Origin of the sequence: Pseudomonas gingeri (genome assembly GCF_013386165.1) — a bacterium.
In the GTDB taxonomy this organism is placed as follows: domain Bacteria; phylum Pseudomonadota; class Gammaproteobacteria; order Pseudomonadales; family Pseudomonadaceae; genus Aquipseudomonas; species Aquipseudomonas gingeri_C.
In genome coordinates this window covers 10,718-24,425 of record NZ_JACAOS010000033.1, presented here as the reverse complement: position 1 = coordinate 24,425, position 13,708 = coordinate 10,718, and the positions used below count along the sequence as shown (strand labels likewise).

The following is a 13,708-nucleotide window of genomic DNA, read 5'->3' as shown; positions in this document are numbered from 1 at the left end:
GGATAAGTCTGTAATGGAAAACAGGGACATCCTACGCCGCCGAGCTGGCGCTGTTTAGTTGACGCTGACACTTTTGCGAGTGAAAAGCCTTCTCTAATACGCATCATGGCCGGATACCGTCCTTCAACGCCTGGGAAATCGCCTGGCCCAGTGCGCTGACATAAGGGGCCTTGACCAGCGTGTCGTGGGTTCCGGGCAGCGCCGTGAGGCTCACCGAGGCCCCGAGCAAGGCGCCCCAGCCCAGCAGCGGATCACTGCGTTCCTGCCCGCTGGCGGTAAACAGCGCCACCTTGAGCGGGGCCGGCGGGCTCACATAGGCACCGATGGCCAGGCGTGTCGCATAGGCCACCGCGAGATAGCCGCGAAGCAAGCCGGCATCGACATCCCGGGGCAGTTCCTCCGGCAGCAGTTGGTGCTCCATGCACAGTCTCAACATCGCCTCGATGGCGCTCTCCCGGGCCAATTCGGTGAGTCGCTGGTGCACCTGCGGATCGATCTGCTCGGGCAGCCAGTCCATGAGGAATTGCCCTTCGCTCAAGGACTCCGGCTCGGCCTGTTCAGGGCGTGCCGAGGCGTCGATGATGCCGAGGAACTCCAATTGCTCGCCGCCGGCTTGCAGCTGACGGGCCATTTCATAGGCGATCAGGCCGCCGGCCGACCAGCCGGCAATGCGGTAAGGCCCTTGCGGCTGGACCTGGCGAATCGCCGCCAGGTAACGCGCGGCCATGGCGGGCACCTCGAACAACGGTGTTTCGCCGGCGACCAGGCCACTGGCGGCCAGGCCGTAGAGCGGTACCTGTGGATCGAGCACCGGGGCCAGATCGCGGACATATTGCACTTCGCCGCCCAGGGGGTGGACCAGGAACAGCGGCAGTTGCGAGCCCGTGCGACGGACCGGGACCAGGTTGCTGTGCTGACCGGGGCGCGCCTGGCCGTCGAGGGTCCGGGCGAAACCGGCGATGGTCGGCTCGACAAACAGGTCACGCACCGCGATCGGCTTGCCGAGGACCTTGCGCAACCGCGAAGCCATCTGCACCGCCATCAGCGAAATACCGCCAAGGCTGAAGAAGTCGTCATGCCGGCTGATCTGCTCCCGCTTGAACAGGTCCTTCCACAGCGTGGCGATGGCGATCTCGGTATCGCCTTGAGGGGCTTCGTAAGGCCGTGCTTCGGGTTGTGGCTCTTCGACGGTGGCGGGTGCCAGCACGGCATGGGCCGAGCGCGGCAACGCCGGGGTGTTTTCCAGTACCTGGCCGATTGACTGCTGCGCGTCGACCACCAGGTTCTCCAGGACCTTGGCAAACAGCCCGGCGATGGCCTCCACGGTTTCGGTGTCGAACAGGTCGCTGGCGTATTGCAGGCTGCCGCCGATGCGTTCGGCGGTGTCCACCAGTGACAAGGACAAGTCGAACTGCGTGGTGCGGTGCGCGCTGTCCATGGACTCGACCTGCAGGCCGGGTAGTTGCAGCGGCGCCGGCGGGGTGTTGTCCAGGCTCAACATCACCTGGAACAACGGGCTGTGGCTCATGCTGCGGGTCGGCTGCAAGGCGCTGACCACCTGCTCGAACGGCAGGTCCTGATGGCTGTAGGCCGCCAGTGTCAGGTCCTTGATCCGCCCGAGCAGCTCGACGACACGGGTGTCGGGTCCGCTGGCAACGCGCAACGCCAGGGTGTTGGCGAAGAAGCCGATCAACGGCTCCAGCTCCGGGCGTTGACGGTTGGCGACCGGGGTGCCGACCACCACATCGGCCTGGCCGCTGAGATGGTTCATCAGCACCGACCAGCCGGCCAGCAGCACCATGAACAGCGTGCTGCCCTGGGCCTGGCTGAAAGCTCGCAGGTCGGCGCTCAGGGCCGGCGAGAAAGCGCAGTTGACGATCCCACCGGCATAACTCTGGATCGCCGGACGCGGACGATCCAGCGGCAGGTTCAGCAGGCTCGGCGCACCTTCCAGGTGTTTGCGCCAGAAGTCGACCTGGGCTTGCAGCGCCGGGCCGTCGAGGGATTGGCGCTGCCAGGCGGCGTAATCCACGTATTGCAGGGCCAGGGCCGGCAACGGGTCTTTGTGGCCTTGGCTGAAGGCGCTGTACAGCACGCTTACTTCATGGGCCAGGACACTGTTGGACCAGCCGTCGGAGACGATGTGATGCAAAGTGATCAGCAACACATGCTCGTCGTCGGCGGTTTGCAGCAGCAGGCCGCGCAGCAGTGGGCCCTGGTTCAGGTCGAAGAGTTGCGTGGCATTGTCCTGACCGAGGCGGGCCAGGGTCTCTGCACGTTCATCGTCTGGCAGGGCACGCAGGTCTTCCTGTGCCAGTGGGAAGCGGGTATCGGCCGGGGCAATTTTCTGCAGCGGCTCGCCGTCCACCAGTTCAAAGCGGGTGCGCAGGGTTTCATGGCGCGCCACCAGGCGATCCAGGGTCGCCTGCAAGGCCGCCTTGTCCAGGCGGCCACTCAGGCGCAGGGCCACCGGCAGGTGGTAGGCGGCACCGGCGGCGTGATCCAGGTGATCGAGGAACCACAGGCGTTGCTGGGAGAACGACAGCGGCAAGCGGCCCGAGCGGTTGGCCAGGGGAATCGACTGCGCTTCGCTTGGCGCGCTGGCGTTGACCAATGAGGCGAGGCCACGCACGGTCGGTGCGTCGAACAGTTCGCGCAGGGTGATCCGCGCGCCGAGCTTGCGCCGCAGTCGCGAGAGCAACTGTACCGCCAGCAGCGAATGCCCACCGAGTTCGAGGAAACCGTCGTTGCGACCGACCTGATCCAGGTGCAGCAAGCCTTTCCAGATGTCGGCGATGGCCACTTCGGTATCGCCTTGCGGCGCCTCGTAGACCTTGCTCGCCAGGGCGTCCTGGCCCGGAGCGGGCAGGGCGCGACGGTCGAGCTTGCCGTTGGCGGTCAGGGGCAGGGCTTCCAGGTGCACGAAGGCGCTGGGGACCATGTACTCGGGCAGATGCTTGAGCAGTTCGCCGCGCAGCAGCTCGGCCGGTACCGCCTCGCCACAGACATAGGCGACCAGACGCTGGTCGTCGGATTCGCCCTGGCTGTCATTGCGCGCGATCACGATGGCTTCGCGGATACCCGGGTAGGCCATCAGCTTGGCTTCGATTTCACCGAGTTCGATACGGAAACCGCGGATCTTCACCTGGAAGTCGTTGCGGCCCATGTATTCGAGGGTGCCATCAGCCATCCAGCGGCCCAGGTCGCCGGTCTTGTAGAGGCGGGCATTGGCGACGCTGGAGAAGCGATCGGCGATAAAACGCTCGGCACTCAGTTCGTCACGGTTCAGGTAACCACGGGCCACACCGACCCCGCCGATATGGATTTCCCCGGCCACACCCAGTGGCGCGGGTTCGCCACGGGCATCGAGGACATGCACCTGGACGTTGGCAAACGGTCGGCCGATGCTCGGTTTTTCGCCGAGATCGCGGATCAGGTCGATGGTGGCGTCCACCGTGCATTCGGTCGGGCCGTACATGTTGTAGAAGTGGATGGTCTGGCAGTTGCGCAACTTCTCCCAGGTGCTGGCGTTGATCGCTTCACCCCCCAGCAGCACGCTGACCGGCTGGTAGCTGTTGCGTTCCAGCAGACCGGCGGAGAGCAGGGTATCGAGCTGCGACGGGGTCGAGTCGAAGGCATGCACCTGGTGGGCTTCGAGGAAGTCCAGCAGTTCGCTGCCACTGGCGCGGATCAGTTGCGGAATGATTACCAGCTTGTGGCCGGAGAACAGCTGCGAGATGCCCTTGATCGACATGTCGAAGAAGAAACCGGCGTTCAGGGCAACGGTCGCGGGTGTCGGGCAATGTTTGTGAGTGGTACGGGTCAGCACATTCCAGAAGTTGAAGACCGAACGGTGCTCGACCATCACGCCTTTGGATTGGCCGGTGGAACCGGAGGTGTAGATGACATACGCCAGGTTTTCAGGCGTCAGCCCCGGAACCGTCGGGTTGCTGTCGAAGGCTTCGTCGTCTGCGGCACGCAGTGATTCGGCGGTATCGAGCAGCAACAACGGCGTGTCGCCAGCCGGCAGGGTGAGTGCGGCCTGGGTCAACAGGGCACGGGGCTGGCTGTCTTGCAGCATGTACGCCATGCGGTCGGCCGGGTGAGCCGGGTCGATCGGTACATAAGCGGCACCGGCCTTGAGCACCCCGAGCAGGCCGACAATCATCTCCAGGCTACGTTCGGCGCAGATCGCGATGCGTTCATCCGGTTGTACACCCAGGGCCAACAGTTGTTGGGCCAGATGGTTGGCACGGCGATTGAGCTGGCGATAGCTCAGTTGGCGATCTTCGTAGACTAGGGCGATGGCGTCAGGATTGGCGCGAACCTGGGTTTCGAACAGGGCATGGATCGGTTCTGCCGGGGCGAAGGCGCTGGTGGTGGCGTTGAAGTCGTTGAGCAGCAATTGCCGTTCGTCTTCAGGCAGCACTTGCAGGCTGGCGGCCAGGCGTGTGGGGTCCTGTTCAAGGGCCTCGACCAATTGGGCAACGGCCTGATACAGATAGGCGGCGATGCGCTGCGGGTCGATGCCGGTGATCGATTGCGCGGTCAGGGAGAAGCCGCTGCCGACGTTCGCCACGGCAATTTCGATCGGGTAGTTGGTCCGGGTTTCCGAGGCGACGAAGTGGATGCCTTCCTGGTCGTCCATGTCCTCGAAGCTTTCCCCTGAGGCATTCACCAGGTCGCCGTGACGGCAGTTGAGGATCACCGTGAACAACGGCAGCGACGCATCCACCGCACTGCAACGCTGGGCCAGGGCCAAGGGCGCCTGCTCGTGGGTCAGCAGTTCACTGAGTTGCTGGTAGGCGCTCTGGACGATGTCACGCACGCTGCTTTGCTGCAGGCGAATGCGCATCGGCAGGGTATTGATGAACATCCCCAGCGCATGGTCGGCGCCGGCCGTGCCCTGGGAGCGCCCCGACAGCACGGTGCCGAAGATCCCGTCGTCGCGTCCGCTGGTCGCGGCGACCACCAGGCCCCAAGCCGCATGGAACAGCACCGAGGTCGGTACGCCCTGGGTCCGCGCGGTGTGATGCACGCGGGCACTGAGGTCGTCGCTCAAGTGTTGCACTGAACGCAGGATCCCGGCATCGCCGCCGCGTACATCCAGTACGCCATAAGGTGCCGTGGTGGCGTCGACATCCGCCAGCAACTGACGGAAGTAGGCCTCATGCTCGGCCTGGGAGACGTTGGCGGCCTGGGCGATGAAGTTGCGATATGGCTGGGACGCCGGCAGGTCGTCGGCCTGGCCGGCCATCACGGCCTGGATCTCCCGGGTGATCAGACGCAAGGTGACGTTGTCGCTGATCAGGTGATGGTCGAGCAACGCCAGCAGCCACTGTTCGCGCTGGGCATCGTAGGTGATGTACGCCGCGATCAGCGGTGCCTGTTGCAGGTCCAGGCGCAGGTGATAGGTGTCGGTACGCTCGCGCAGCATCTGCTGGGCGTCTTCACCGGGCTCTGTGACCAGGTTGATGATCGGCAACTGGGCCTGGCGGTGGACCACCTGCACCGGTTGTGGCAAGCCTTGCCAGCGCAGGGCGGTGCGCAGGATGTCATGGCGGTTGATCACCACTTGCACCGCGCTCAGGAAGTCGTCGAGCAAGGTGCGGGTGTTGAAGATCACCACGGTGCGCATCAGGTAGGCATCACCTTCGGACTGCAACAGGTGGTGGAACAGGATGCCTTCCTGCAAGGACGACAGTGGGTAGATGTCCTGCACGTTGGCCGCGCCGCCCGGAACATCGGCGACGATCTGCTCGATCTCCTGCTGGCTCAGCGTCACCAGCGGGAGCATTTCCGGGGTCAATGCGGTGCAGTCGGCCGGGATCAGGTTGGCCGGGACCACCCGCTCGGCACTGCCGCCGCCGGCGAGGACGGTGGCCATGGCTTGCAGGGTCGGCGCCGAGAACACCGTGCGCACATCCAGTTGCAGGCCGGCCTGGCGCAGGCGTTCGATCAAGCTGATGACCAGGAAGGAGTGACCGCCGAGTTCGAAGAAGTGGTCCTGGCGACCGACCCGTTCAACCCCGAGCAATTCCTGCCAGGCAGCGGCCAGGGTGGTTTCAATGGCCCCCAGTGGAGCTTCGTAATGACGGCTGACGGCGGCGGACAGGTCCGGTGCCGGCAGGGCCGCGCGGTCGAGCTTGCCGTTGGTGGTCAGCGGCCAGGCCGCCAGGGTCACGAAGGCGCTCGGCAGCATATGTTCGGCGAGCACGCTGGCCAGTTGGCTGCGCAGTGCCGATGATTCGGGAGCGCTGCCGTCTTCGGCGATCAGGTAGGCCACCAGGCGTTTGTCGCCGGGTTGGTCCTCACGGACGATCACCAGGGCTTCGCGGACATCGACGCAGGCCAGCAGTTGCGCTTCGATCTCACCCAGTTCGATACGGAAACCGCGGATCTTGATCTGCGAGTCGTTGCGGCCGACGTAGACCACGCCGCCATCGGTTCGATAACGGGCGACGTCGCCGGTGCGATAGAGGCGGGCACCCGGTACATTGGAGTACGGGTCGGCGATAAAGCGTTCGGCGTTCAGCGCGTCACGGTTCAGGTAATGCCGGGCGACCCCGGCGCCACCGATGTAGATCTCGCCATTGACGCCCACCGGCACCGGTTGTTGGTAGTCGTCGAGGATGCGCAGGCACAGGTCCGGCAGCGCCGGGCCGATCAGGCTCGGTGCCGCGGTGTCGATCTCGGCCTGGCTGACCGGATAATAGGTGGCGTGCACGGTGATCTCGGTGATGCCGTACATGTTCACCAGACGGGTACGCGACAGCGGGGTAGTCGCGGTCCATGGCCGCAGGCTGCGGAAGTCCAGGGCTTCGCCGCCGAAGACCACTTCGCGCAGGCTGTGTTCTTCCTCGCTGCGGTTGCGTGCCTCGATGAACTGGCGGAAGGCACTCGGCGTCTGGTTCAGCACCGTGACCTGCTGCTGGCAGACCAGGGCATAGAAGTCATCCGGCGAACGGGCCACGTCGCTCGGCACGATCACCAGCTTGCCGCCGTAAGTCAGGGCACCCCAGATTTCCCAGACCGAGAAGTCGAAGGCGAAGGAGTGGAACAGGGTCCAGGTGTCGTTGTGATCGAAGTCGAACAGCCCGACGGTGGTGTCGAACAACCGCGCGACGTTGCCATGCTCCACCAGCACGCCTTTGGGCAAACCGGTGGAGCCCGAGGTGTAGATGACGTAGGCCAGGTGTTGTGGCGCCAGGCCCAGTTCGTCGGCTTGGGGGTTGAGGTCCAGGCTGCTGTCGCTGGCGGCGTCTTCGCGGTTCAACTCGTCGAGTTTCAGCACCGGCACGTTATGCGCCAGCAGGCCGTCGAGGCAGGCCGATTGCGCCAGCAAGGCGACCGGTGCGCTGTCGTCCAGCAGGTAGGCGAGGCGTTCGGCCGGGTAGGCCGGGTCCAGCGGCACATACGCCGCGCCGGCCTTGAGCACGGCCAGTACCGCGCAGAGCATATCGACACCGCGCAGGGCGAGGATCGCTACCCGATCATCCGGGCGCACCCCCTGGGCGAGCAGGGCGCGGGCAATGCCGTTGGCGCGACGGTTGAGGGCCTGGTAGGTCAGGGTTTGTTCGCCGAAGACCAGGGCGGTGCGCTGCGGGTGATTGGCCGCCTGGGTTTCGAAGCGCTGGTGAATCAGTTGCTCGACCGCGAAAGACGCTTTCGGCGGCAGCAGCGCCGGCGAGGCCTGGCGCTGCGCAGGGGTCAGCAACGGCAAGCCGAGTACCGGTTGTGTGTCATCTGCGACCAGTGCTTCGATCAGGATCTGGAAGTGCTGGGCGAAACGTTCGACGGTCGAGCGGTCGAACAGGTCGCTGGCGTACTCGATGACACCACGCAGGGTGCCGTCTTCGCTGGCCAGTGTCAGCATCAGGTCGAATTGCGCGGTTTCCAGGGCCTGGGCCACGGGCAGCAGGCTCAGTCCCGGCAGGCTCAGTTCGCCGCCGGTGGAGGTATTGTCCAGCGACATGGCGACCTGGCACAGCGGGTTGTGGCTCAGGGAGCGCGGCGGCTGCAAGGCCTCGATCACTTGCTCGAACGGAATATCCTGGTGCTCGTGCGCCGCCAGGGTGGTCTGGCGGACCTGTTCCAGCAACTGCGCCACGCTCGGGTTCTGCCCCAGGTCGACGCGCAGGGCCAGGGTGTTGACGAAGAAGCCGATCAGGTTTTCGGTTTCGGTTCGGCCACGGTTGGCGGTCGGTACGCCGATCACCACGTCGCGTTCGTTACCCAGGCGTGCCATCAGCACCGACCAGGCACTGAGCAGGCCCATGAACAGGGTGATGTTGTGGGCTTGGCAGAAGCGTTCCAGGCGCTGGTAAAGCGCCGCATCGATCAGCACCGGTACATCGCCGCCACGATAGCTCTGCACCGCCGGGCGTGGTCGGTCGGTGGGCAGCGCCAGCAGCGCCGGAGCGCCGCCCAGGTGTCCACGCCAGAACTCGGCCTGTTCGGCCAGGCGTTCGCCGGTGAAGGTGCGGCGCTGCCACGCGGCGTAGTCGGCATACTGGATCGACAGGGCGGGCAGCGGGTCTTCCTGTTGCTGGCTGAAGGCCTGGTAGAGAGCGGCGAACTCCTTGACCAGAACCCCCACCGACCAACCGTCGGAGATGATGTGGTGCTGGGTGATCAGCAGAATGTGCTCGTCATCCGCCAGGCGCAGCAGGCGCCCGCGAATCAGCGGACCCTGGCGCAGGTCGAAGGGCGCGGTGGCTTCGCTGTTGCCGATGCGCGAGGCGCTGAGGCTGGCCTGTTCGTAGGACAGTGTGCGCAGGTCCTGCTCGGCCAGGCTGAAACCGCAGTCTGCCGGGGCGATGATCTGCACCGGCTGTTCGCCGTGGCGTGCGAAGGTGGTGCGCAGGCTTTCGTGACGTGCCACCAGGCGGTCGAGGGCGGCCTTGAGCGCGCTCCGGTCGAGATCGCCACGCAACAGCAGCGACATCGGCATGTGATAGGCGTTGCTGGCCCCCGGATCGAGCTGATCGAGGAACCACAGGCGTTGCTGGGAGAACGACAGCGCCAACGGCGCATTGCGCTCGATCGGCTCGATGCTCTCGGTTTCGCTCGTTTGCAGGCCAACGACCACCCGTGCCAGTTCGGCGACGGTCGGGTGGCTGAACAGCTGGCGCAGCATCATCTCGCCGCCCAGTTGCTGGCGTACCCGGGAAACCAGTTGCGCGGCTAGCAGGGAGTGGCCGCCGAGTTCGAAGAAACCGTCATGGCGGCCCACGCGTTCAAGGCCCAGCAGTTCCTGGAAGATCTGCGCCAGGGCCAGTTCGGTGGCGCCTTCGGGGGCGGTGTAGCCGCGTTCGGACATGGCATCCAGGTCCGGCGCCGGTAGCGCGTCCTGGTCCAGCTTGCCGTTGCCGGTCAGCGGGTAGGCCGCCAGGCTGACAAAGGCGCTGGGGATCATGTAGTCGGGCAGGGTGGCGCCCAGTTGCTTGCGCAGGGCGGCCACTTCCAGGCGTACCGAGGGCTTGGCGATCAGGTAGGCAATCAGGCGTTTACCTTGGCTCGCGTCATCGCGGGCCAGGACCCTGGCTTCGCGCACACCATCACAGGCCAGCAGTTTGGCCTCGATTTCCCCCAGTTCGATACGGAAACCGCGAATCTTCACCTGGGCGTCCATCCGGCCCAGGTGAATGATCTCGCCGTTGTCCAGCAGCTTGCCCAGGTCACCGGAGCGGTACAGGCGCTCGCCGGGACGCAGCGGGTCGGCGATAAAACGTTCGGCGGTGAGTGGCTCGCGGTTCAGGTAACCACGACCGACACCCAGGCCGCCGACGCAGATTTCCCCGGCCACGCCAATCGGCAGCAGCCGCTGTTGGGTGTCGAGGACATAGGCCACGGTGGTCGGGATCGGCCGGCCGACGTTGGAGATACCGGCGGCGATATCCGCGGCGCCGATGGCTTTGTAGGTCACGTGTACGCAGGTTTCGGTGATGCCGTACATGTTCACCAGCGCCACATGGGCGAAGGCTTGATGGAAGGCTTCGAGCTTGCCCAGCTCCAGGCTTTCACCGCCGAAGATCACGTAACGCAAGTGTTCCAGGCGCACTGCGCTGTTGGCCAAGGCGGCGCCGCTGAGCTGCAGGAAGGCCGACGGCGTCTGGTTGAGCACGCTGACCTGTTCACGTTCAAGGAAGCCCAGCAGCTCCGCCGGGTCGCGGCGCAGGGCTTCAGGGACCAGGGTCAGGCGGCCACCATAGAGCAGGGCGCCGTACATTTCCCAGACCGAGAAGTCGAAGGCGTTGGAGTGGAACAGCGACCAGACATCTTCGGCATTGAAGGCGAATTCCGAACGGCTGTTGTGCATCAGCCGCACGACGTTACGGTGTTCCAGCAGCGCACCCTTGGGTTCGCCGGTGGAGCCCGAGGTGTAGATCACATAGCAGAGATGGTCCGGGGTGTTGACGTTGGGCAGGTTGGCCGATTCCTGGACGTTGTGGCGCGCTGCGTCAGGGGACTCAGGGGCGAAGACTTCGATGTCGAGCGCCAGCAGGGCCGAGCGCATGTCCGAGCCGGCGACGGCCTTGCGGGCACCGCTGTCACGCAACACATAGGCGATACGCTCGGCTGGCGAGCCGGGGTCGATCGGCACATAGGCGGCGCCGGCCTTCAGTACTGCGAGGGTGGCGACGATCATCGCCAGCGAGCGCTCGAGGACGATGGCCACCAGTTCCTGGGGCTGCACACCGGCGTGACGCAGGCTGTGGGCCAGGCGGTTGGCCTGCTCGTTGAGCTGGCGATAGCTCAGGCGCTCTTCGCCGAGATTGACGGCGATATTGTCCGGGGTCAGGCGCGCCTGTTCCTCGAAGATCTGCTGCAGGGTCAGGCTGTCGGGCCAGGCGGCTTCGGTATCGTTGAAGTCGAGAACCTGTCGTTGGCGTTCGTGACTATCAAGCAGGGCCACATCGTCGACCCGCTGTTGCGGGGTGTCGACAAAGGCCTGCAACAGGCGCACGTAATGGCGCATCAATTGCTGGATAAATTCAGGGTCGAAGAAGTCGGCGTTGTAGGCCAGGTGACCGTTCCAGTGTTGCTCGCCAGCACTGATCAGCAGGTGCAGGTCGTTCTTGCCATAGCCCAGGTTGGTTTCCAGGCTGTTGACCTCCAGCCCGGCGATCAAGGTGCGGCTGTCGCCGGCAGGCTGGAAGTTGAACAGCACGTCGAACAGCGCGGTACGGCTCATGTCCTTGGCCGGATTGAGCGCCAGCACCAGCTGGTCGAACTGCATATGGCGATGGCGGCGAGCGTCGGCGAGGGTGCCGGCGGTCTGTTCCAACAAGGCTTGCAGGGTGGTATCGCTGTCGCAGGCGCCACGGATCACCAGCAGGTTGTCCAGCGGGCCGACCACCTCTTGCAGAGCCGGTTCGCGACAGGCCGCGGTGGTGCCGATCACCAGTTCATCGTGCCCGGCATAGCGTCGCAGCAGGGCGGTGAAGGCACTCAGGGCCAGGCTGTCGGCGCTGACGCCGACTTCCCGGGCCAGTTCGTCGAGGCGTTTGACCAGCGCCGCATCGATCGCGAATTCATGGGTGGCTTCGTTGAAGACATGCACCGCCGCCCGTGGCCGGTTGAGCGGCAGTTCCAGGGCTTGCAGTTTGCCGCGCAGCTGATAGGCCCAGTAGGCCCGCAGGTTTTCCCGCACGGCGGCCGGCAGTTGGCGTTGCCAGGCGGCGAAATCGCCGTAACCCAGGGACAGCGCCGGCAGGTTGGCCTCGCGCTCGGCGCAGGCGGCTTCATAGAGTGCCAGCAGGTCGCGCTTGATCAGTTGCATCGACGTGCGATCGGCCAGCAGGTGATGCACGGCCAGGGCCAGCACGGCGTTTTTCTCGTCCGCGCGAACCAGGCTGGCACGCACCAGGCTGCCGCCGTTCATGTCCAGCGGACGGCGGGTTTCGGCCAGGGCGCGGGCGTTCATTTCGCCCGAGGTGCTTTGCAGCTGTTCCAGCGCGAGGCTGGCCGGACCGTCGAAGCTCTGCCAGGCACTGGCGCCGTCGGAATGTACGCGGCAGCGCAGAATGGCATGGCGTGCCAACAGCCCGTCGAGGGCGGTTTGCAGGGCCGGGACCTGCAGTTCGCCGTAGATTTCCAGCAGCAGGGCGACGTTGTGATAGATCGGATTGGCTTCGTACAAGTAACCGGTTTCGAAGGTGTCGACGAACCAGACCCGCTCCTGGTGGTAGGACAGTGGCAGCCGCGCCGGGACCGGCGCCAGTGCGCTGACCTCGGGCAGGGCCAGGGCCGCGTCCAGTTCCAGGGCGCCGATGCGGGTCTGTGGCGCCTCGGTAAAGCAGCGCAGCAGGCGCTCGAAGCGCGTCGTCAGGCGTTCGATGGTGCTGGCGTCGAACAAGGCGGTGGAGTACGACAGGCTGCAGGACAGGTTCGCACTGCCTTCATCGATGTGCAGCGACAGGTCGTGCTGGGTGTTGTCCTTGTGCGACGGCAGGAACTCCAGGTTCAAGCCCGCCAATTGCAACTGCCCACCAGCACCGCCGGCGTTGGTGTAGAGCATGGTCTGGAACACCGGGCTGTGGCTGGCACTGCGCGGCGGCTTGAGGGCTTCGACGACCTGCTCGAACGGTGTGTCCTGGTGGCTGGCGGATTCCAGCAGCAGTTCCTTGACCTGTTGCAGTACCTGGTCGAGGCTCGGATTGGCGTCCAGGCGCACGCGCAGGGCCAGGGTGTTGACGAAGAAACCGATCAGCCCTTGCACGTCCAGACGGTCGCGGTTGGCGGTCACGGTGCCGATCACCACGTCCTGCTGGCCACTGATCCGGCCCAGCAACACCGCCCAGGCGGCGATCAGGGTCATGAACGGGGTGGCGGCGCGGGATTGGGCAAACTTGGCAATGGCCTCGGACAGCGCGACGGGCAGGTCAAAGCCCAGGGTCTCGCCACGGTAGTCCTGCACCGCCGGGCGTGGCCGGTCGGTGGGCAGCGCGAGCAAGGCCGGGGCACCGGCCAGGTGGCTGCGCCAGAACTCCACGTGCTGGCTCAGGCGCTCGCCTTCCAGGTGCCGGCGTTGCCAGGCCGCGTAGTCGGCGTATTGCAGGGCCAGGGCCGGCAGGGGATCGGCCTGGCCGGCGCTGAACGCCTGGTACAGCGCGGCGAATTCCTTGACCAGCACGTCGATGGACCAGCCGTCGGAGATGATGTGGTGCTGGGTGATCAGCAGCCGGTGCTCATCGTCGGCCAGGCGCAGCAGGCTGCCACGGATCAGCGGCCCGTTCAGTAGATCGAAGGGGGCCGCGGCTTCCTGTTCGGTCAGTTCGGCGGCCTGGGCTTCGGCCTGTTCCCGGGGCAGGTGGCGCAGGTCGTGCTCCACCAGGCTGAAACCGCAGTCGGCCGGGGCGATGACTTGCACCGGCTGCTCGCCGTCACGGCGGAAGGTGGTGCGCAGGCTTTCATGGCGCGCCACCAGGCGATCCAGGGCGGCCTTGAGGGCTTTGTGATCAAGCCCGCCGCGCAGCACCAGCGACGCCGGGATGTGGTAGGCGGCACTGGCCGTTGGGTCCAGTTGATCGAGGAACCACAGGCGTTGTTGGGCGAACGACAGCGCCAGCGGACCTTCGCGGTCCACGGCAATCATGTCGTCCTGGGTGGTTTCGACGACCCGCGTGGCGCCGCGCTGCTTGAGCAGGCGCAGCAGGGCGGCACGTTTCAACTGGTCGAGACTATCGTTATGAGTGTTCAATTT

At 65.4% G+C, this 13,708-nt stretch carries 1 protein-coding gene; it reads right to left on the bottom strand.

Annotation, left to right across the window (positions count from 1 at the left end; translation table 11 throughout):
* Positions 1–103 precede the first annotated feature (103 nt).
* Positions 104–13,705 carry a non-ribosomal peptide synthetase gene (locus HX866_RS32680; protein WP_177141171.1) on the bottom strand — a complete coding sequence of 4,534 codons (13,602 nt, stop codon included), beginning with the start codon at positions 13,703–13,705 and terminating at the stop codon, positions 104–106.
* Between the last annotated feature and the right edge of the window lie 3 nt (positions 13,706–13,708).